Source organism: Aureibaculum marinum, assembly GCF_003813905.1.
Classification (GTDB): Bacteria; Bacteroidota; Bacteroidia; order Flavobacteriales; family Flavobacteriaceae; genus Aureibaculum; species Aureibaculum marinum.
This window is the reverse complement of record NZ_RPFJ01000001.1, coordinates 102109-125150: the sequence shown is the minus strand read 5'-3', so window position 1 is coordinate 125150 and position 23042 is coordinate 102109. Positions and strand designations below refer to the sequence as shown.

General features: G+C 31.0%; 18 protein-coding genes. 4 read left to right on the top strand and 14 right to left on the bottom strand.

Annotated features, from left to right (window positions below):
* The first annotated feature begins 1 nt into the window (after position 1).
* Entirely contained in the window at positions 2 to 961 is a 960-nt protein-coding gene (locus EGM88_RS00525; protein ID WP_123895925.1) for an NAD(P)H-dependent flavin oxidoreductase, read from the top strand.
* Between the two features lie 46 nt (positions 962 to 1007).
* Here EGM88_RS00525 and EGM88_RS00520 read toward each other — a convergent pair whose 3' ends face one another.
* From EGM88_RS00520 to EGM88_RS00470, 11 genes are all read right to left on the bottom strand, one after another.
* Entirely contained in the window at positions 1008 to 1970 is a 963-nt protein-coding gene (locus EGM88_RS00520) for a lytic transglycosylase domain-containing protein (RefSeq protein WP_123895924.1), read from the bottom strand.
* A gap of 156 nt (positions 1971 to 2126) precedes the next feature.
* Positions 2127 to 2666 carry a dTDP-4-dehydrorhamnose 3,5-epimerase gene (gene rfbC, locus EGM88_RS00515; protein WP_123895923.1) on the bottom strand — a complete coding sequence of 180 codons (540 nt, stop codon included), beginning with the start codon at positions 2664 to 2666 and terminating at the stop codon, positions 2127 to 2129.
* Positions 2667 to 2679: 13 nt separating this feature from the next.
* Positions 2680 to 3345, bottom strand: a complete 666-nt coding sequence (locus EGM88_RS00510; RefSeq protein WP_123895922.1) for an alpha/beta hydrolase — start codon at positions 3343 to 3345, stop codon at positions 2680 to 2682.
* A complete protein-coding gene (gene mtaB / locus EGM88_RS00505) occupies positions 3333 to 4664 on the bottom strand; it encodes a tRNA (N(6)-L-threonylcarbamoyladenosine(37)-C(2))-methylthiotransferase MtaB (RefSeq protein WP_394336871.1) in 1332 nt (443 codons plus the stop codon). Before mtaB ends, EGM88_RS00510 begins: the two co-directional genes overlap by 13 nt.
* Before the next feature lie 118 nt (positions 4665 to 4782).
* A complete protein-coding gene (locus EGM88_RS00500; RefSeq protein WP_123895920.1) occupies positions 4783 to 5871 on the bottom strand; it encodes a glycoside hydrolase family 16 protein in 1089 nt (362 codons plus the stop codon).
* Entirely contained in the window at positions 5868 to 7601 is a 1734-nt protein-coding gene (locus EGM88_RS00495) for a cellulase family glycosylhydrolase (protein ID WP_123895919.1), read from the bottom strand. Before EGM88_RS00495 ends, EGM88_RS00500 begins: the two co-directional genes overlap by 4 nt.
* 17 nt (positions 7602 to 7618) lie before the next feature.
* Positions 7619 to 9088 (bottom strand): glycoside hydrolase family 30 protein, encoded by a 1470-nt coding sequence (locus EGM88_RS00490; RefSeq protein ID WP_238988331.1) that lies wholly within the window; start codon positions 9086 to 9088, stop codon positions 7619 to 7621.
* 18 nt (positions 9089 to 9106) lie between these two features.
* Positions 9107 to 10612, bottom strand: coding sequence for a glycoside hydrolase family 30 protein (locus EGM88_RS00485; RefSeq protein ID WP_123895918.1), 1506 nt, complete (start codon positions 10610 to 10612; stop codon positions 9107 to 9109).
* A gap of 142 nt (positions 10613 to 10754) precedes the next feature.
* Positions 10755 to 11657, bottom strand: a complete 903-nt coding sequence (locus EGM88_RS00480) for a PKD domain-containing protein (RefSeq protein ID WP_123895917.1) — start codon at positions 11655 to 11657, stop codon at positions 10755 to 10757.
* 19 nt (positions 11658 to 11676) lie between these two features.
* Positions 11677 to 13191 (bottom strand): RagB/SusD family nutrient uptake outer membrane protein, encoded by a 1515-nt coding sequence (locus EGM88_RS00475; RefSeq protein ID WP_123895916.1) that lies wholly within the window; start codon positions 13189 to 13191, stop codon positions 11677 to 11679.
* A gap of 12 nt (positions 13192 to 13203) precedes the next feature.
* On the bottom strand, positions 13204 to 16311 hold the full coding sequence (locus EGM88_RS00470) for a SusC/RagA family TonB-linked outer membrane protein (protein WP_123895915.1): 3108 nt from the start codon (positions 16309 to 16311) through the stop codon (positions 13204 to 13206).
* 356 nt (positions 16312 to 16667) lie between these two features.
* On the opposite strand from EGM88_RS00470, the gene EGM88_RS00465 reads away from it, so the two are divergent.
* From EGM88_RS00465 to EGM88_RS00455, 3 genes are read left to right on the top strand one after another with little or no spacing between them, the layout of a single operon-like run.
* Positions 16668 to 19454, top strand: a complete 2787-nt coding sequence (locus tag EGM88_RS00465; protein WP_123895914.1) for a helix-turn-helix and ligand-binding sensor domain-containing protein — start codon at positions 16668 to 16670, stop codon at positions 19452 to 19454.
* A gap of 41 nt (positions 19455 to 19495) precedes the next feature.
* Positions 19496 to 20005: a GNAT family N-acetyltransferase gene (locus tag EGM88_RS00460; protein ID WP_123895913.1), complete on the top strand. Its 510-nt coding sequence runs from the start codon at positions 19496 to 19498 to the stop codon at positions 20003 to 20005.
* Positions 19999 to 20316 (top strand): antibiotic biosynthesis monooxygenase family protein, encoded by a 318-nt coding sequence (locus EGM88_RS00455; protein ID WP_123895912.1) that lies wholly within the window; start codon positions 19999 to 20001, stop codon positions 20314 to 20316. The genes EGM88_RS00460 and EGM88_RS00455 overlap by 7 nt, the downstream gene beginning before the upstream one ends.
* Before the next feature lie 4 nt (positions 20317 to 20320).
* Here EGM88_RS00455 and EGM88_RS00450 read toward each other — a convergent pair whose 3' ends face one another.
* The 3 genes from EGM88_RS00450 to EGM88_RS00440 all read right to left on the bottom strand — a co-directional run bounded on the left by EGM88_RS00450 (position 20321) and on the right by EGM88_RS00440 (position 23030).
* Positions 20321 to 21061, bottom strand: coding sequence for an endonuclease/exonuclease/phosphatase family protein (locus EGM88_RS00450; protein ID WP_123895911.1), 741 nt, complete (start codon positions 21059 to 21061; stop codon positions 20321 to 20323).
* 325 nt (positions 21062 to 21386) lie between these two features.
* Positions 21387 to 22241 carry a rhomboid family intramembrane serine protease gene (locus tag EGM88_RS00445; protein ID WP_123895910.1) on the bottom strand — a complete coding sequence of 285 codons (855 nt, stop codon included), beginning with the start codon at positions 22239 to 22241 and terminating at the stop codon, positions 21387 to 21389.
* A gap of 63 nt (positions 22242 to 22304) precedes the next feature.
* Positions 22305 to 23030, bottom strand: a complete 726-nt coding sequence (locus tag EGM88_RS00440; RefSeq protein WP_123895909.1) for a rhomboid family intramembrane serine protease — start codon at positions 23028 to 23030, stop codon at positions 22305 to 22307.
* Between the last annotated feature and the right edge of the window lie 12 nt (positions 23031 to 23042).

Below are 23042 nucleotides of genomic sequence, written 5' to 3'. Positions count from 1 at the left end.
GATGTTAAGAAAGAATAAAATAACAGAATTATTTAATATTAAATATCCATTAGTTCAAGCAGGAATGATTTGGGCGAGTGGTTGGAAATTAGCTTCTGCGGTTAGTAATGCTGGAGGTTTAGGAATTATAGGAGCAGGCTCAATGTATCCTGAGGTATTAAAAGAGCACATTCAAAAATGTAAAAGTGCTACGAAATATCCTTTCGGGGTTAACATTCCCATGTTATATCCTAATATTGATAAATTACTTCAAATTATTATTGATGAGAAAGTAAAGATTATTTTTACATCTGCAGGAAATCCTAAAACTTATACATCATTTTTAAAAGAACATGGAATAACAGTTGTACATGTAGTGAGCTCTGTCAAATTTGCTTTAAAAGCACAAGAAGCTGGTGTAGATGCTGTTGTAGCTGAAGGCTTTGAAGCTGGAGGCCATAATGGACGTGATGAAACAACAACATTTACGCTGATTCCAATGGTAAAGGAAAAAATTGCTATTCCGTTAATAGCTGCTGGGGGAATTGCAACAGGTAGAGGGATGTTAGCAGCTCTAGTTTTAGGGGCTGACGGTGTTCAAATTGGAAGTCGATTTGTAGCGAGTGAAGAAGCTTCTTCACACCCTAGATTTAAACAAAAGATTGTAGAATCCAAAGAAGGTGACACTCAATTAACGCTTAAAGAATTAGCTCCTGTAAGGTTGTTAAAGAATAAATTCTATAATGATATTCAAGCCTTGTACAAGAAAACTCCAACTATTGAAGAATTAAAAAAATTGTTAGGTAGGGCAAGAGCTAAGAAAGGAATGTTTGAGGGTGATTTAGAAGAGGGAGAATTGGAAATAGGTCAAGTAGCAGGCTTAATTCATGAAATAAAACCTGCAGCAAAAATTGTAGAAGAGATTATAACCGATTTTGATAACAGTCGAAATCAACTGGCATCAAACCTCTTCACTTTTTAAAACAAATAGATTAATATTGTTGTTTTTAATTTTAGACATTGCTATTCTATTTAGGAATGTCAATAAAATAAACCTTTCTAGATTTATTGTTTAGCTTGTTTTCACGCAACCAAGGGTTTAAAAGTTTTAATTCTCGGTAAGTAGTATTATGTTCTTTTGCAAATTGAGCAATATTTGCAATAGGAGTATCTACTTTTACCGTAGTGTATTCAGGATACGTATATAAATCAGATTCATCAAACTGGAATCCATACTTTTTAGGGTTGCTTAATATGTATTTCGCAGCTAAAATTCTAGGTAAATAACGTTCGGTATTTGGACCAGAAAGTAAATCATAATAACTATCTACCATTTGTTCTCTTAAATACTTACTAATATTACCTTTTCCTGAATGATATGCCGCAGCGGCTAATGTCCATGTTCCAAAAGTTTCTTTTGCGTCTAATAAATAGGAACAAGCAGCACGAGTTGTTTTTTCTAGATGATAACGTTCATCTACATTACTGTTTACTTCTAAACCATTTTCTCTTGCGGTAGCACTTAATTGTTGCCAAAAGCCTTTTGCTCCTGCAGGAGAAGTTACATTCATTAGATTACTTTCAATTACTGCAATATATTTAAAATCATCAGGTACTCCTTTTTCTTTTAATATAGGTTCTATTATAGGAAAGTATTTGTGAGCACGTTTTATCCACAGTAAACCATTCGATTGCCAGTAAGTATTTACCAAAAATTCTCTATCAACATCTTCCCAAATATGAGGTTTTTCAATTGGTACTCTTTCTCCAGCAAACTCTAAGTTTTCAGGAATTTTTATGGCTTTAATGCTATATGTAGAACTTGTAAATTTATCATTTACATCATTATCATTAGTTTTGGTTTTTACAGATGAAGAAGATGTAAAACCTGCTTCTTGTATATTTGTATTGTCTTGTTGTACAGCATTAATTAAAATTCCACTTAAAAAAATCAAACTTAATATTGCTAGAATTCGTAATGGCTTATTCATAATACGTTAGGGTTAATGTGATGTAAATATTCTCTTTTAGATAAAATTTACTCGTTTTTTTTCATTCTTCTTTAAATTATATTAACTAAAAGAAGGTTTCTTAATCGTTCAAAAAATTACTTATTTGCTTAAAGGTAAAAGATTACACCATTTAAGTTAAAAAGGAGTAACAAAATTACTAAATTTTTCTGCAATTTTATCTTTTTCGGAAATAATAGGGTTCTTTATTTGCCAGTCAATATTTAAGGTAGCATCATTCCATAAAATTGCCCTTTCAGAATCTTTATTGTAATAATCTGAACATTTATAACTGAAGATTGTATTGTCTTCAAGCACAGCAAAACCATGTGCAAAACCTTTTGGAACATAAAGTTGTATTTTGTTTTCAGCAGAAAGAATGTGCTTAAAATGTTGTCCATAAGTAGGCGATTGCTTTCTTAAATCAACCACTACATCTAAAACACTTCCTGTTAATACTCTTACTAACTTTGCTTGAGCATATGGTGGATTTTGAAAGTGTAGCCCTCTTAGAACTCCTTTATGAGACAAAGATTCATTATCTTGTACAAACTCATCTTCAACTAAGTTTATAAGGCTTTTTTTATTGTAACTTTCTAAAAAGTAACCTCTTTTGTCAACAAATACATTTGGGGTAATTATTAATAAATTTTTAATAAAGGTTGTTTCAATTTTCATGAGGAGAAAGATACTAAATTACTTCGGTTAATAATTTGGAAATTGGTCTAGCTTTGTTTAAAATCATAATATGTGTACCGCCCTTTATAACTGCACAATCTTTTACATATTTTATTGGAAAAACACCATCATTATCACCATGAATATGTATTATATTAGGTAATGGTTTGTCTTGATGCCAATTTAGAACATTATGAATGGCCCATGGAAGGTAATTCTCATCACGCATAGAGAGGTATTTTTTATAAAGTTCAACACGTTTTTTTATAGAATTACCGAAAGTATATTTTGCTAAATTATCAATATTTGATAATGCTTTTGTAGGTAATAATTTATAAATTTTTGTAGCTTTTGCTAATTTAAATTTTTTAGGGAGTTCATTCCTAGATTTTACACTTGAAATGATAATTGTTTTTTTTGTTGAAATTAATTTACTCATTTCTTGTACCACAACACCACCAAAAGAAACACCTACTAAAACAGGATTGTTACTGTCAATTCGGTCACACATCCTTTTTGCATAATGCTCAATGCTTTCATTTTTACTTTCGGGAACTAACCAATTTAAATGGTGAATTTCAAATTGATCTTCGGGCAGCTTTAAATATTCAAAAATATCAGGACTGGCTGCTAAACCAGGTACAAAATAGAGTTGTTTTTTTTTTGTTATGCTACACATTCAGACTGTTTTAAAAAATCAAATCTAACTAAACCATCTTTGTCAATATCGGTCAATTTTATATGGTGTAGGGTATTTACTAATTCTGGATTCCAAGGTGTTTTTACTTTTACATAATTTTCTGTAAATCCATGAATATAACCTTCTTTATTTTCATTTTCAAATAATACAGTTAAATTATTACCTAATTGACTTTCGTAAAAGGCTCTTCTTTTTTTAACAGAGAGACCTCTTAACATTTTACTACGTTTATAACGTATGTTCTTTGGTACAGCTCCTTTCATTAAAATAGCTTCAGTATTTGGACGTTCAGAATAGGTGAAAACATGCAAATAAGAAATATCAAGTTCATTAAGATAGTTGTAAGTTTCTAAAAAATGTTCATCAGTTTCACCAGGAAAACCTACAATAACATCAACACCAATACAGGCATTAGGCATTATTTCTTTTATTTTTTTAACACGATCGGTGTATGTTTTACGTAGGTAACGACGTTTCATTTTTTTTAGAAGATCATCGCTTCCACTTTGTAAAGGAATATGAAAGTGAGGCACAAAACTATTCGAATTAGCTACAAAATCTATAGTTTGATCTTTTAATAAATTAGGTTCAATAGAAGAGATTCTTAAACGATGAATACCTTTTACATTATCTAAAGCTTCTACGAGTTCAAAAAAAGTATGTTCGTGTTTTTTGTTACCAAATTCGCCTTTACCATAATCACCTATATTTACTCCTGTAAGTACAATTTCTTTAATTCCTCGTTCAGAAATTTCTTTTGCATTTTGTAATACATTTTGCAAGGTGTCACTCCTAGAAATACCTCGTGCTAAGGGTATTGTACAATAAGTACATTTATAGTCACAACCATCTTGAACTTTTAAAAAAGCTCTGGTTCTGTCTCCAATAGAGTAAGAGCCTTCATAAAAGTTGGCATCAGAAATTTCACAAGAATGGACTTCTCCTTTGTCATTTTTTGATAAATCGTTAATGTAGTCTGTTACTTTAAATTTTTCGGTAGCTCCTAATACTAAGTCAACTCCATCAACTTGTGCTAACTCTTCAGGTTTTAATTGTGCATAACATCCAATTGCAATTAAAAATGCGTGTTGGTTTTGTTTTAAAGCGGATTTAACAATAGTTTTAAAACGCTTGTCAGCATTATCGGTTACTGAACAGGTATTTATTACGTAAATATCAGCCTTTTCATTAAAACCTACTCGTGTAAAACCCTTATCTTGGAAACTTCTTGCTATTGTTGAGGTTTCAGAAAAATTTAATTTACATCCTAATGTATAAAAGGCGACTTTTTGTTGCATAAAAATACCATTAATTTAATTGGTTGCAAAAGTACAAAAAGTTTAATAGTATGGTTGTATTATAAACAGAAAACTAAAGGCCTATTTTATGTTAAAATAAAAATACTGTTTGTTTAATCTACTGGTATACACGAATATAGTCAATTTCCATAGTGGCGGTTTCAAAATTTGGGTCTATTGTTCCTCCTAAATTACCACCAACAGCAACGTTTAATATTATAAATTGATCTTTATAAAAAGGCCAAGTTTGATCGTTTTTTGGAGATGGATTATAAGTATAGTATGGCTCATCATCTAATAAAAATGTAATACTCTCTTCTGTCCAAATAATTGAATAGATATGAAATTCTGTAGTTTCATTAGTAATTGGGTTTGATTTGTAATTAACGGTATTTCCATAACTAGAGCTGGTGTGTATAGCACTTGACATATGCCCTGGATTATTACCAACATATTCCATAATGTCTATTTCACCACAAGCTGGCCAACCAACATTGTCAATGTTAGCTCCTAGCATCCAAATTGCAGGCCATAATCCCCCTCCGGCCGGTAGTTTAGCACGAACATCAACTCTTCCATAAGTAAAGTCAAATTTTCCTTGTGTTAAGAGTCTAGCTGAAGTATATTCGAAACCTTCATAAGCTTCTTTTTTAGCTGTAATTTTTAAAAGACCATCTTCTACTTTAGCATTTTCTAATCTATTGGTGTAATATTCAGATTCATTATTGCCCCAGCCATTATCTCCATTTCCGATGTTGTATCCCCAATTTGATGAGTTAGGTGCTCCATCTTGATCAAACTCGTCTTGCCAAACCAATTCTAACTCTTCATTTACATATACTGTTATTAAATAGTTAGTACTTGTAAAACCGTTAGCATTATAAGCTGAAACAATTATAGGATAATTAGTTGTTCCCTTTTTTGTAAATGTATAGCTAAATGTATTTTGAGTTAAATTTAAGGTTTCGTTATTAATTAAAACTTTGTAAGAAGTAGCATTAGTTGCTGTAATGGTGAAGTTAACCATTCCGCTACCGTCACCATTAGGATTTTCGTTGTTAGCTCCTATTATTTCACCAATTATGGAAAGATTAGAAGGTTTATTATTATCAATTTCATTACCGTCACTGCTACTACACGAGACAAATAACAATAGAGTTGTTGTTAGTAATAAAAAATTTGAGTGTATAAATTTTTTTAATTTCATAGTGTAAATTCTAAATAATTAAAGAGAAAACCACCTTTATCGAAAACTATTCTGATAGAGTGTGTACCTTCTTCTAATTTAATTTTGGGCAATAGTACCGTACTGTAATTATTTTTTGTTGAGGCTAAGGTAGCCTTTTCAGATTCTAATTTTCCGTCAATTATTAAATGTACTTCTGAATTTGTGTTACATTTATACCTTACTTTTGGTTGGTATAGGCCTGTTTTTTTGACATTCACTGTAAATGATAACCATTCACCGTCTTGAATATCAAAAACCTCATATCCATTTGAAATTTCGTCATCACAACGTTGAATATCAACACCGTCATTTCTCATTTTCTTTCCTTTGTTCCACGAGCCTTGTTTGCCTGTACTTACTCTATAATTGATATAATCTAAATCGTTATAGGCATAACCATTTGTTCCTAAATCATATTCTGAAGCATAAATCAATCCTGGAATATTATGATTTTTATAAGGTTTTGTGTCGTTTGTGTTTACTTGTCGAAACATAGCATCAATTACATCAGGTTTTATGGTGAGGTTTTCCATTTTATAATTTTCAGCTAGTTGCATTAAAGCTTTAAAAGCAAATGCTTTAGGTGGTTTTTGACCACCATCTTTCCAATATTTTTTTATAATTTCATAATCAGGGTTTTTGGTAACCGAAGTTACACCTGCAATATTATCTACTTTTTTCATTGGCCAAAATGCCCATCCAATAGAATTACTTTCCATTAAATTAATTGCCTCTTTAAACCATACATTAGAATTTTCTCCGCTTTCACCAAGCCAAATAGGGATGTTATATTGAGCTCTGTAATCTAGCATTTGTTGAATAGATTCAAGGGTATTAAAATTCCAATATTTATGAAAACTGAGTACCATATTATCGTCCCAAACTGGCAAAATTCCATTGTAATTATTTCCCCAACAATTTCCTTCAATAAAAATTATATGATTTTTGTCTACTTCTCTTATTGCTTTGGTAACATCTATCATTAATTCTCGTAAGGGAGCGTTTGAGGTTTCGTCACATCCATTTTTATTTTCTCCAGTAAAATTCCAATTGGGTTCGTTAATTATATCGTATCCTCCAATCCATTGCTCGTCTTTATAACGATCTGCTAATTTTCGCCATAAGGCAATCATCTTTTTTTTATTTGCTTCGCTTTCCCATAAGGACGGTTTAGTTTCGTCATAGTCTGAAATATTAGCATCTTTTCCTTGTCCTCCAGGAGCAGCATGTAGGTCTAAAATAAGATAGAGCTCATTTTCTTTACACCATTTTAGTAAATTATCTGTCATTTGAAATCCTTTTTCAATCCAAGTGATTTCGTCATTTTTTTCATCTTCAATTGGTGGAGTGTACAAATTATAATGCATAGGTAGCCTTACAGAATTGAATCCCCAAGCGGCCAAAGAGTCAATATCTCTTTTAGTAACTCCATTTTTTAAGTAAGCATCATAAAATATTTCTGTGTTTTCAGTCCCTATAAGATCTTCTATTTTTTGTCTAATAACATGTTGTGGACCTGCAAAATCTCCAGTTTGTAACATATATCCTTCTTGAACCATCCACCCTCCAAGTCCTAATCCTCGAAGCAAAATTTTATTCCCATCTCTGTCAACAATGTGCTGTCCATCAGTATGCAAAAAGTTTTGAGATTGAGAAAAATTAAATAGTCCTAAAAACAAACAAAAGATTAAAAACTTTATAGAACTCATAAGATTATATTTTATAATTACTTCCATGTGTAGGTTCCAACAGATCCAGCATCTAAAGCTGTTATAATCCATTCATCATTTATTTTAATATTAAATATTTGGTTTGTATTGCCGTCGTTTTCAACTATTAATACCTTTTTACCATCTGGCGTTTTAAAAGCTACATTTTGTAAATCACCTGATATAGAGCTACCAATGCGAGTTGAACCTTGAGGAACAAATTTAGAGGCATGAGCAACAATATAATAGCCTACGTTTCGGGTAATATTTTCACTAGAACTTATTGTTAGAGCTCCTTTACAAGTAGTACAACCTCCATCGGTATGAGGTCCAAAAGAAATATTATTTGCAAGATTCCATTCCAATGCTGTTTTACTCCAATTTCTCATAGAACCAATAATTACATTTTTTAAGTGCCATTTTAAATCGCCTTCAAAATCTCCAGTAGAAGCTGTATATTGCTCAGTAAAATATACATTTTTATCAGGATGAGCATTATGGAAAGTTGTTAAAGCACTAATATCTCCAGCGTACAAATGAAAAGCAGCACCATCTATAAATGATTTTGCATCAGCATCATTGAGTACTGTAATTGGATATTCAGGATTATCACAATTATGGTCATATGCAACTATTTTTGTGTTGATATTGGCAGCTTTAAAAGCAGGACCTAAATAGTTTTTTATAAAATTAGTTTGCTCAGTTGCTGTCATTAATAGACTGGGTACATTACCTGGGTGAAGTGGTTCATTTTGAGGTGTAATAGCATCTATAGTAATGCCTTCTGCTTTCATTTCTTGAATGTATTTAACAAAGTAGTTGGCATACGTTTCATAATATTGTGTTTGTAAACTTCCACCTTTAAAGCTATTGTTATCTTTCATCCAAACCGGAGGAGACCAAGGGGTTGCCATTATTTTAATAGACGGATTAATTTTTAAAATTTCTTTTAAAAGTGAGATAACACCGCTTTTATCTGCATTTAAATCAAAATGTTCTAAATTTAAATCTGTTTGCCCATTTTCTAAATCGTTATAAGTATAAGGTTCTGGATCTAAATCAGAAGCCCCTATACTTAATCTTAAATAATTTATAGTGATATCATCATCTCCATTTCCAAAAAGTTCTTGTAATAAATCAGCTTTAGTTTGAGGTGATAGCTCATTTATAACCATGGCACTTCCTCCAGTTAAAGTAAATCCAAACCCATCAACAGTTTGAAATGTTTCAGCTTCTTTAATTTCTATAGTTGGATAATTATTAGGTCTAGTACCAAAGCTTAAAACTATATCTTGTTTTTTTAATAGTACAGATTGATCTCCTTTTGTTAACCAAAAATCTACATCATTGGTGACTTCAGGTATTTGGGGGGTATTAATATCATCTTTATCGCCAGAAGAAGAGCAATTAACAAGCATAGCAGCCAGCAAAAGAAGCATTAGATTACGTATAGCTAAAATTGAATGATTTAATTGAAAATGAATCATTTTTCTATAATTTTATATTTAATAGACCAATGTTTGAATTGAGCGAGCAGGAATCTCTACTACAGTTTTTTCTGAACCTACAAAAAAGTTATATGTAAGAGCGTTATCACTTTTATTCATTACTACGGTAACCATTTTTCCATCTTCATTTAAAAAAGAGGTGCTTAATAAAACACTTCGGCTTACAGAAGTGCTAACTCTTTTAGCATTTGGACGAATAAATTTAGAGAAATGACCGATGTAATAATAAGAAGGGGTGTAAACGAGTTCTCCAGTGGTTGTATCAGCATGTACAGGAGCAAAGCAGAAATTACCAACATGATTTGGGCCACCAGTTTGATCAAGTAAAATATTCCAATCAGTCCAACCTACTGTACCACTATTAAAGTCGTTTATCATTGAATTTCCATAGCGTTCTGCATTTGGCCAATATTGATACTTATCGGGGTCAAATTTTTCATTACAACCTTCTGTGAATAATAATTTTTTATCAGGAAAAGCTTCGTTAACAGCTTTTAAGTTGTCAAACATAGGGTCGCCACCCGTCCATGTCTCATACCAATGAAAGCCTGTACCCCAAACATATTTAGCAGCTTCAGGATCTGAAAGAATAACATTAGCACGTTGAGTTATTAAATCTCTATTATGATCCCAAATCACTATATTTTTGTCACCTAGGCCTTCTTTTTCCATAGTAGGGCCAAGGTAATTTTTTAAAAAGTCTCGCTCTGCTTCAGCGGTATAGATACACGATTCCCAAGTTTGTGTTGCCATAGGTTCGTTTTGGATGGTAATACCCCAAATAGGAATATTTTCCTTTTCATAAGCTTTAATGAATTTGGTATAATAATTAGCCCAACTTTGATAAAATTCAGGCAATAGAGTACCTCCTTTTAGCATATTTTTATTACTTTTCATAAAAGCAGGTGGGCTCCAAGGAGAGGCATATGTTAACAGGGTGCCTCCAGCAGTCTCAATTGCTTTTTTTATCATAGGAATTCTAAATTGCTTATCGTGTTCTATTGAGAATGTTTTTAATGTTGAATCTCCTTCTTGTATATAGGTATAACTGCCCGTAGCAAAATCAGAACTATGAATAGTAGTTCTTAGCAAAGAATAACCAATTCCTTTTTCTTTACTGTAATAAGCTTGTAAAAGTTCTTGTTGTTTGTCTTTATTTAATTTAGAAAACACTTCAGCACTTGCATCACTGATAGCTCCGCCAATACCTATAAATGTTTGAAAACTTTTTTCTGGATTAACAAATACAGAAATTTCTGTTTCTTTAGGCTGTACACCTTTTTTAAAAGTTAAATCATCAGTTTTTGTAAGTCTTAAATCAGAATTTTTAGCTGTTGTATATACTTGAATCGTTTTATTTTGAGTACTAAACGCTATTTGATTATCAAGTTTTTCTGAATTATCTTCAGTTTTCTCTAATTCTTTTTTACAAGCAACAAGTGCTAAACAAATGAATAGAGTATAAATATAATATGGTTTTAAATGATTTAAAGTACGTTTCATAAAATTGGGAGTTTTTTGATGTGCTAAAATTGTATTAAATAAGGTTTAGGTTGTATAAAAATAGCCCATAATCGTGATGAAATACGGGCTATTTTCTTAACTAACTCAAATATAAAATGTCTTTTATTTTAATAACTTGCTCTTATTCTTCTGAGGTTAGAATACAAAACCATCCATTACCATCAGAGCCAACTGTTCTTAGGGTCATTTCATTTTCACTGCGTGATAAAATTGTATAACTATGATTACCTCCTACATAAAAGCCATGAAATCCTTTTCCATTAAAAGTTAAGGTTTCTTGACCGTCAGGTGCAGATAAAGTCCAAGTATCAGTAAAATCATCTACAGGATAATTAGCATACTCACCATCAGAATTTGTTTCCCAAGAAATTCCATAATCAGCATCTAATGGTGCTGCTTGTCCATAAATATCGCCATTTGTTACATAGGTAAGTGTACCATCAGATTTGAAGGTAATTCTATCATCATAAGCACCAACACCAGCTTTGTCATTAGGTGAGGCTGCCCACCAAACAGGAGTGGTTTCATTAGCAGGGCCAACACCAAAATGACCGTTAGATTCAGCTTTTATTCTCCAGGTTTTTTCTCCATCGCCGTGTAACATTTCCAAAAGGTCATCTGGAGCTACATAAATAGATAACACTTCAACAGTAATGGTTTTGGAAGTGCTAACACCTCCTGCACCATAGGCTTCAACAGTAACATCGTAACTGTTAACACCAGAAGTAGAAAAAACAAGTGTAGCTTTCCCTGCAGGTGCCATTATTTCTTGACCATTATAGATATATTTGTAAGTAATTACATCTGATGCTGTGGCGGTAAAATTTACTGTTCCGCTACCATCACCGTATGGATTGTCTGTGTTCTGTCCTACAGGAATAGCAGTAATTTCCAAATTTGAAGGAACTGTTGCTAATCCATTCCCATTATCAAAATCATCGGGTTGACAAGCGATGATACTTGCCATACCTATCATACCAATGAATAGATATAAATAGCTATTAAATTTTATTTTTAGGTTCATAAGATTTTAATTTTTAAAATTAGTAGTTAGGGTTTTGTTCAATGATAGTATTTTCTAATTCTTTTAAAGGAATAGGAAAAATTTCATTTTTACCAGCAGTAAATCCTCTGTCGGCTAAAACAGTGGCGGCTTTTCCAGTTCTAACTAAATCGAACCATCTATGACCTTCTCCTGCCAATTCTAATCTACGCTCATTAGCAATAGCATCTAAAGAAACTGGAATTGAAGGTAACCCTACTCTTGCTCTAACAGCATCTAGTAAAGCTTGAGCTCTGGCACCGGAACCTCCAAGTGCTTCGGCTTCCATCAAATAAGTGTCTGCCAATCTTATAGCATACACATTTTGTCTATAATTTAAGATAGGTTCACCACCACCAGTAGTAACTTCAGAATTTAATGGCATAAACTTTTTAAGGAAATAGCCAGTATCTTTGTAACCAGGCGTATAATTTACTTTTCCTGCAGCCTTTAACGCTGCAAAATCAGCAATTGTGGCGTCAAATCTTGGATCATTTTTCATTACATCGTACAAATCTTGAGTAACTGTATTAAAGCTCCAACCAGAAGCATAATCAGGAGCGTCTTCAGTAAGTTTTTCAACACTTCTAGGGGCCACCATTGTATTTACTGTATTTCCTAAATTTCGACCATCTCCCCATTCACCCCATCCAACATTAGCTTGATTGGTATGAACAATTTCTATAATGGCTTCAGAATTAAAATTACCATCGAGTTCCCATAAATCATTAAAATTATCAACTAGCTTGTAACCATAAATGCTTGTTCCTCCTGGCGTTCCATTTACTTCAGCAAATTCAGCAGCAGCATCGGTGTTTTTTCCTTGGTATAAATATACTTTACCTAACAATGCTTGAGCTGCACCTTTTGTTAATCGTCCAGCTTCATTTGCCATATCAGTAATGGTATTTGGTAATCCAGATTTGGCATCAATTAGATCTTGTTCAATTTGAGCATAAACTTCTTCTGGAGTTGCTTGAGGCACATTGTATATTTCTGAAGTAGCTACTCTATCTAAAATTAATGGAATATTTCTAAATAATCTTACCAATTCAAAATAGTAATATGCTCTAAGAGCTTTAGCTTCTGCGGTGTAGCGTGTTCTATTAGCATCAGTGATTGGTGCATCAGGTAATTTAGAAAGTAAAATATTAGCTCTAAAAATTCCTTGATAGAAATCATTCCAAAAACTATTGGGAATAGTAGCTTCACTAATAGAATAATCAGAAAAAGATTGAATTCCTGTACCATCAGTAGGGCCACCACCACCAGCATAATGATCATCAGAACCAGCATTCATCATGGTAATCATGTTTTCAAAACCACTAGATTGTTTTCCTAATCTGTCATATACTGCAACAACGGCTGAATATACTTCTGCTTCATTAGAATAGTAATTTGCTTCTAAGGGCACATCAACCTTAGGGTCTAATTCGATAAAATCAGTACTACATGATAATCCTGTAAGAGAAATTATCAATAGTCCTATTATTATTTTTATATTTTTTAGTTTCATAATACTAGTTTTTTAAAATTGAACATTAATACCTAACATACCTGTTTTGGCTTGTGGATAATAACCTCTATCAACACCCAATACATTACCACCTATTTCTGGATCGAAACCTGTGTATTTTGTAAAAGTAAATAAGTTCTCTCCGGTTATATATAGTCTTACTTTAGATAATCCTACTTTTTCAATAACGGTATTAGGTAAAGTATATCCTATTTGAATTGTTTTAAACCTTAAATAATCACCATCTTCTAAATAAAAATCAGAAGGATTGCTAAAGTTTAAATTAGTATCATCAGTTGTTAGTCTTGGAAAAGAATTAGAAGTTCCTTCTCCAGTCCATCTATTTAAAGCTTTGGTTTGGTAATTAGCACTACCAATATCTAGTCTTCTTAAACCTTGATAAATTTGATTTCCTACTGCTCCTTGAGCGAATGCCATAAAATCAAAATCTTTATAAGATACGTTAATTGTAAATCCGTAGGTAAAATCAGGTAATGGATTTCCTATAAAAGTTCTATCATCAGCTGTTATGGTACCTTCTCCGTCGACATTTACATATCTAAAATCACCAGGAACGGCATTGGGCTGTATTAAACTACCATCAGCATTGGTATAAGCATCGATTTCTGCTTGATTTTGAAAAATACCATCAGTTTTAAATCCGAAGAAAGAACTGTAAGGTTGTCCTACTTGTGTTCTTGTAAAATCATAAGTACTAGATTGGATGCTTTCACCACTACCTAAAAATTCAATACCACTACCTAAAAAGGTAACTTCATTTTCAACAAAACCTATGTTGGCATTTGCAGAAACTTTAAGATCTTCAAAAGTTTGTGAATACCCAAATTCTAAATCAACGCCTCTATTTTCCATGTCGGCTACATTACCCCAAGGGTTTCCTGTTGTACCAATGTAACCAGGAAGTTCAACTTCTTGTAAAATACCAGTGGTTTTTTTGTTATACCAGTCAAAAGTAAAAGTAAAGTATTGGAATAATCTAGCATCAAATCCGATATTAAGTTGAGCTGTTTCTTCCCATTTTAAATCAGGATTTGAAGGAGCATTTGGGCTGTTACCAGCAACAACAGACCCACCGGTACCAAAACTATAATTACGACCACTACCTATGGTAGCTAAGTACAAAAAGTCAGCACTAGAATCGTTACCTACAACACCATAACCACCTCTAATTTTTAATTGATTTACGGCATTATTTTCAGGCCAAAAATCTTCTAAAACAGGATTCCAACCTACTGAAAAAGAAGGGAAAACACCAAATTTATTATTAGATCCAAATTTTGTAGATCCATCTCTACGGATAATTCCTGTAAACATATATTTTTCTTGATAGTTATAGTTAATTCTACCAAATAAAGAATATACTGTATGTTCATATCCGTCATAAGCATAAGACTGTATTTTATCTGCAGGATGACCACTTACAAAAGCAGCTTCTTTGTAATCATTAGTTGGTATATCAAAATAAGTAACAGAGCTACCACTATTGATACCTTCAACATAAGTACCTTGCCCAAGTAAAACCGTAAAATTATGATCATTTATAGATTTGTCATAAGAAATAGTATTTTCTATGTTCCAAGCAAAACCTCTATTAGATTGTTTATTAATGTTATTTTGACCAACAACAAAAGCCGAGTTTAGATAAGATACAGGAGTAAAGTTCTCTTCACCCCAATAGGCTAATTTTGCACCTACAGTAGATCTTACTTTTAATCCTTCTAAAGGTTCAATTTCTAAATATGCGTTGCCAACAAAGTTATCAGACCATTGATAGTTTCCTAATCTCGTTTGTATGTAGGCATAAGGGTTAGACATCTCTTGACCAACAAGACTAGAAATTGCATATGGATTGCCATTTTCATCTCTAAAAATACCAGCATTGTTATAAGGGGCCTGATTGGCTAAAACAGGATCAGTTTCAACAACAGGTGTTATTGGGTCTAAATTAATAGCAGAAGCTAAAGGTCCACCATATTCACTATTCGTATTTCCAATACCAACAACTTTTTCGTGTGAATAAGCTGCTGTTTGTCCAAAAGTTATTTTGTCAGTAATCTTATGGGTAGAATTTAATCGAATATTTTGTCTAATATAATTTGAAATTTCGGTGGCAACAATTCCTTCTTGATCAGTTAAACCAAAAGAAACATAAAAAGTCGATTTGTCATTACCACCACTTAAGCTTAATTCGTGACTTTGGCGTACTGCAGCGTTATTGAATATTTCATCTTGCCAATCAGTTCCTACACCATAAGATTCAGGATTAGGAAATAATATAGAACCACCCCCAGCTACAGAACGTTCATTCATTAATGTTGCATATTCAGTAGCATTTAATAAATCTAATTTTCTTGAAGGAGAAGAAAGTCCAGCATAACCATTATAATTAACACTCATTTTACCAGATTTTCCTTTTTTTGTTGTAACTAAAATTACACCAGTAGCAGCTCTAGAACCATAAATAGCAGCTGAAGCACCATCTTTTAATACTTCAATAGATTCAATATCAGCTTGGTTTAAATAACCAATACCACCATTATCCACAACCACTCCATCAACAACCCAAAGAGGATTATTATTGTTTAAAGTGGTAATACCTCTTACTCTAATGGTAGATGAAGATCCTGGTTGACCTGAATTGGCAGCAATTGTTAAACCTGAAGCTCTACCTTGCAGGGATTGTTCTACTCTGGTAATAGGTAAGTCTTCTAAATCACTTTGTTTAATACTTGAAATAGCACCAGTTACCACACTTTTCTTTTGTGTACCATAACCGACTACAACAACCTCTTCCAATAAAGCTGCATCTTCTTTTAAGGTAATGTTAATTTCTGTTCTACCATTTACAACTTCTTCTATGGTGGTATAACCTACAAAACTGAATACTAAAATACCTTCAGCGGGGACTTCAATTTCATAGTTACCATCAAAATCAGAGGTTGTACCTAATGTAGTTCCTTTAACAACTATTGTGGCTCCCGGAACAGGTTGCCCACTTTCGTCATTTATTACACCTTTTACAACAATATCTTGTGCATATAAGTTTATTGTGCATAATAGGAGTAAAAAATTAAAAACATAAAATCGTGTTTTTTTCATTTGAAATAGTTTTAAATTAATCTGAGTTAAATTATTGTTAATTCTAGTCAAAGATATATTAAATTACCTTTATTCTATGTAAAATTATCCTTACAAAAACACATCAAGGTGTATTGTTAAGCTATACAAAAACACATCATTTATATTTTAAAATGTTGTTAAATAGAGTTTTATATATATTTAAACTTATTTATTTTATAATTTGTAAAAAATTAACACTACATTTGGTAAAACTTACTTTATAAAAATTAAAAACGTTGAAATTTAACTTGCTACATAGTGAATTTTATAGATTTTTCTTTTTTTGTGCCTTTTTATTGTTTTATTCAATTGCTGTAAACGGGCAAGTAAAAAATATGGGGCTTCCTAAAATAAAAAACTTTACAAAAAAAGATTATAACGCAGGGACGCAAAATTGGCAAATTGATCAAGATACAATTGGTAATTTTTATTTTGCTAATAATAATGGACTCTTACAATTTGATGGAAATTCTTGGGAACTTTATAAGATACCTAATTCTTTAAATATTAGAAGTGTAAAATATGATGAGAAAAGTGGACGTATTTATGTAGGAGGTTACAATCAATTTGGGTATTTTGAACCTGATAGAATGGGGAAGTTAAGATACAATTCTTTAGTCTCTTTAATTGATGAGAAAGAGACTGATTTTGTTTGGAAAATACACGTGCTTAATGATGAGGTAATTTTTCAATCTTTTCATAAATTATATGTTCTTAACAATAACGAAATAGAAATTATTGATGCCCCAGGTAAATTTCAATTTTCTTTTCTTGTAGGGGATAAGTTGCTTATTCAAGATATTAAGTATGGTATTTTTGAATTAGATAATGGTAAATTATCTTTATTAGAAGGGACTGATTTTTTTAATACTACAGAAATTTGGGGTATTTTTTCTTTGTCTAATACTACATTTCTTTTTGCTTCTTTAGAGAAAGGCTTGTTTACCTATACCAATGAAAAAGTACAACCATGGGAAACCGAAGCTAATGAGTTTATTAAAAAGAACAGTTCTCTTGGTGGGGTAATGATAAAAAACGAGTTTATTGTATTAAACACTGTACTAGATGGAGCTATTATTTGTGATATGAATGGAACTATTGTTCAACATTTAGATTTAGATAGAGGTATTCAAAACAATACTGTACTTAATTCATACATTGATAATAACGACAATCTTTGGTTAGGTTTAGATAATGGTATTAGTCATATAAAAATAAATTCACCTATTACTTATTTTGGTTCAAGTCATAATTTGAGTACAGTTTACTCTTCTGTTATTCATAAAGGATATTTATATGTAGCAACTAATCAAGGTCTTTTTTATAGATTGTTGGAAAGCCCGTTTACAGAAGATACATTTAAGTTAGTTGAAGGTACCACTGCACAAACTTGGAATATTCAGGTTATTGAAGATGCTTTGATTTGTGCTAACAACAGAGGTGCAATGCTTATTAAAAATAATAAAGTACAAAAAATACTAGATCCTATTGGGTATTTTGGTTTTATTCAAATTCCAAATCGCCCCAATTTCTTTATTGGTGCTAATTATGGAGGATTTGCCGTATTTGAAAAAACTTATTCTGGTTTAATTTACAAGAATCAAATTGATGGTTTTGATAAGTCTTCAAATGAATTTGAACATGATGGAACTTTCTTGTGGCTAAGAAAAGACAATAACCTATATCAGATGAGTCTTACTGAGAGTTTAGATGCATTTATTTCTGTAAAAAAAATTACAAGATTATCAGATACTATTAATGGAATTAATAGTTTACAAACTATAAATGGCGAAGTATATTTTCAAGCAAATAATCATTTTTATACATATTCTAAAGCTCAAGATAGGTTTTTTGAAGATAAAAAATTAAGTTCATATTTTGATGAAATTGCTCCAGTAAATTCTTTAATTGAAGATGTAAAAGGCAATATCTGGTATATGTTTGACGAATCATTAGGTGTTTTACTTAAGAATGATAATAGAAGTTATACCAAAGTAATTGAACCCTTTTCTAATTTAAAAGGTAATTTAGTTTCTAATTATTTATCAGTAGATATATTTGATAGTAAAAATGTTTTTATTGGCTTAATAGATGGGTTGGCTCACTATGATACTACAATCTCAATGAAAAATATTAAACCAAAAGCTTTTATAAGAAATTTTATATATGAAAATGATACAATAATACAAGGCAATGCTAAGCATCAATCTTTTGAAATAAAAATTCCTTTTAGATCTAACAATGTGCAGTTTTCTTTTTCATCTCCAGAGTATGATAATGGTGAACCTTCAATGTATTCCTATAAGTTAGAACCCTTTGATAATGATTGGAGTCCATGGTCAGAAATATCCATAAAGGAATATACAAATTTGATGGAAGAAGATTATACTATGCATGTTAGAGTTAAAAATAGTTATGGCAATATATCTAAAGTAACTAAATTTAACTTTAGCATTTTACCTCCTTGGTACAGACATTATCTTGCTTACTTATTATATCTAGTACTTCTATTGATTGGTTTTTATTTTTTAAATTCTTGGATGAAATTAAAAATTAGAAAAGATAAATATTACGAGACACTAGAACAACGAAAACATTATTTAGAAAAAGAAGCCAAAATTAAATCGGAACAATATAAATTAGAGAAAGAAATTGAAAAATTAAATAGAGAAAGATTACAAACTAGACTACTTGCTAAGGATAAAGAATTAGTTAATAACTCTTTACAGGTTGTGAAAAAAAATAAAATTTTAAATGGTATTATTGAAAAGTTAACTAAGCTAGAGAGAGGAACTATGAGTTCTGAAACTAAATCTCAATTAAATAATTTAAAAAATAGTATACTAAAAGAAATTAATGCAGATCATAGTTGGAGAGATTTGGAGAAGCATATAAAAAATGTACATTTTGATTTTTTAAAGCGATTACAAGATAAATATGAAAATATAACTCCTCGTGAATTGGATTTATCTACATATTTACTTATTAATATGTCAACAAAAGAAATTGCTGAAGTAATGAATATTTCTAAAGGAGGCGTTGAGTTGGCTCGTTATAGGCTTAGAAAAAAATTAGGATTATCTAGAAAAGAAAGCCTCACAGCATTTTTAATGAATATTTAGTGTTGTAAAAGGATATACTACTCTTAAAAATAATAATTAAAATGGAAATTCTATTTACAACAGAAAGGGTATTTGTAAGGTGGTTAAAATTTGATGATTTTGAAGCTTTTAATAAAATGCAGTCTAGTGCAATAGTTATGAAATATGTAAGCCAGAAACCTATGACTTATCAACAAAATAAAGAAGATTTACAGAATTTAATATTGTCTTATCAAGACTTGAATAATGATTTTTTAATTTATGCTGTTGTAAAAAAAGATAATTCTGAATTTATTGGTACTGTGGCCTTAGTTAAAGACGAAAATAATAATGATGAAATAGGATATCGATTTTTGGAAGAATTTTGGGGAAAAGGCTATGGAAGTGAAGTGTTAAAAGGATTAATATATTACTGTAAATCTATCCAAATAAAAAGAATTGTGGCTAATGTTGCTGTTGAAAATATGGCATCTGTAAAAATGATACAAAATGCTGGTTTTCAATTTGTAAAAAGCTTTATAAGTGAAGATTTAAAACTGCCTGAACGAAAATATATATTAGAATTATGTTAGACGAAACTCCAGAACCACCTTATTATGCTGTAATTTTCACTTCATTAAAAAATGAAAATGAACAGGGCTATGCCGCTATGTCTGATAAAATGATTGCTTTAGCCTCAAAGCAGCGAGGTTTTCTTGGAATTGAATCAGCCAGAGAAACTATTGGTATTACGGTATCATATTGGGATAGTATAGCGTCAATTAAAAAATGGAAATTTAACACAGAACACACAGAAGCTAGAAATAAAGGGAGAAACTTATGGTATAAAAAATTTAAAGTAAGAATATGTAAAGTAGAAAAAGAGTATTCTTTTAGTAATTAACAACTCATTTTATAAGCTCCAAGGTAGTCATAATAGGAGAGTGGTCTGACAAATGAGTATTATAGTTTATATGAGATTTTACTTTAAAGTTTTTATCTGCAAAAATATAATCTATTCGTAAAGGAAACTTTTTAAATTGATAGGTTGTTCCAAAACCTTCGCCAGTTTCTAAAAAGGTGTCTTGTAGGTCTTTTTTAGTATTTTTATAAGCCCATGAATAGGATGTGTTATTTAAATCTCCTGCTAATATAACTTTATACTTGTTATTTTTAATATGTGCATTTAAAGAGTCTATTTGTCGTTGTTGTATTTTAAAAGATTTACTTACTTTTTTTACTAATTTTTCTGAATCATCATGACCAAAATATGAAGCATCAGGAATAATTCCTAATGATGCCATATGAAAAGTATAAACTCGTATTGTATCCTTATTTTTGACAATATCGGCAAACATTGCCGAAGAATATGTTCTAGCATATTTAATGATACCTTCGTTTACAATAGGGTATTTTGAATAAATTGCCAAATTGATTCTATTTTTACTATTTAAAATAGAATCGCTATAATTTCCCATGGGTGGATTACTAAAATAAGGATAGTTAAATATTAACTTTTTGGGAGTTTTATACTCCTGTAAAGCCAAAATATCTGGATTTTCTTTTACAACAAATTCTTTTATTTTAGTTTCAATGTCATCGGTTTCAATCCATTTGTACATGTTAAATTTTCTAACATTAAAACTCATCAAGCTAATAGAATTTTTGTTTATGCTAGTGTCATTTCTATCAAATTTATACAATTGTGGAATAAAAAAATAAGAGATTACTAAAACTAAAAAGGACTGGAGTAACTGTTTTTTAAATCCGATTATAATCCAATAGATAACAAATAAAATATTTATTATGATAACTGCCGGAACGAGTATACTAAACAAAGAAATAAATCCAAATTTATTAGGGGAAAGCTCAGGTAAAAAAATAGCAAAAATTAATCCTAAGGAAAAAAAAATGTTTGCTATAAATAAAATTCTATTAATAAATGATAATTTTTTCACTATTCTAATATCTTTATTATTTTTTACCAATATTGAAAAGAAAATCTTTTTCTTCTTTAGTTAAAGCTTCGTATCCAGATTTACTAATTTTATCTAATATAGCATCTATCTTTTGCTGTTGAATAGATGTTGTTGTTGATTTTTTTTGAGGGTTAGGATTTTTAAATACAGTTTTTAAAGGTGTTGATTCTTTTGATTTAAATAAAAAAGCAAAGAGTTTATTTAAATTTTTTCCTTTATTGGCTTGATTTGTCAATAGAAACCCAATCAATGCCCCACCTAGATGAGCCAAATGTCCTCCAGTATTGTTAATAGGTAGTTGAATGAGATCAATAACAATCATGGCAACTGCAATATACCATAATTTAACCGGGCCAATAAATCTAAAATGAATGGCAAAATTAGGCACTTTGGTAGCTAGGCCTACCAGAATTGCAGTAACTCCAGCTGAAGCACCGAGTAAAACAGCATTGCTTCCTAACAAGGCAGGAAAAACATTATAACTGGTCAAGTAAATGATTCCTCCTACAATAATTCCAGAGAAATAAAAAATTAAAAAATCGCGTTTTGAGAAAAAATCTAAAAATAAATTACCAATGTAATACAATAGCATTAAATTGAATAAAATATGAAAAAAATCGGCATGTAAAAAACCATAAGTAACTATCGTCCATGGTTTTGATAAGAACTGGTCAAAGGTTGCAGGTAATGAAAACCAACTTACAAATAAATTCTCGTGCCATTGCATTAACGTAGAGAAAGCCCTAAATAATAGAGTAATTATATAAATTATAATATTAGCATAAATTATCTGTTCTGCAATATTTGCAGTTTTTAGTTTAAATGCTATTTTGTCTCTAAAGGTGTTCAAGGTTTTTAATTTGTGGTTTTATTTAGTCGGATTAGTTTCTAATTATATACATTTAATTGAGGATTAACTATTCCATCGCTTAAATTGATTCTTTTTCCAATACATCATAATGATAAATCCTACTATTGCTCCACCTACATGAGCAAAATGTGCAACACCACCTCCAAAAATAGAAAATCCTGTTAAACCAGAGAACAAATCCATTAGAATTAAAGCTGGAATAAAATATTTTGCTGCAATGGGTACGGGAAAAAAAATTAATGCAAGTTTGGCATTAGGAAAACTCATTCCGAAAGCTACTAAAACTCCATAAAGTGCACCAGAAGCACCAACAGCTGGAGTGTTAAAAATCTCATTTACCTTTTGTAAATATTCATTTTGATAGATTTTAGTCACATCCATTAATCCTGAAATTTCAGCACTTGTAGCTCCAGATTGAATCAATTCTTGAAACGCCATGTTGTATTGAAAATAGTTTACGCCTGTGTAAATTAAACCAGCACCAATCCCTGCAGAAAAATAAAAGAATAGAAATTTATTTCGGCCCCATAATTGTTCTAAAGGGCTACCGAACATCCAAACACCAAGCATATTAAAGGCAATGTGCATTATTGATTGTTGGCTGTGCATAAACATATGGGTAACATATTGCCAAATTCCAAAGTTTGGGTTTTTTGGGAAATGTAACGCAAATAAATCCTGTAATGGAGGATAAGCAAATTTTGTTACGAAATAAAGTAATATATTAATTATTATTATATGCTTAACGGCATCTGTAATTCTTCCCATTGTTTTTTATAT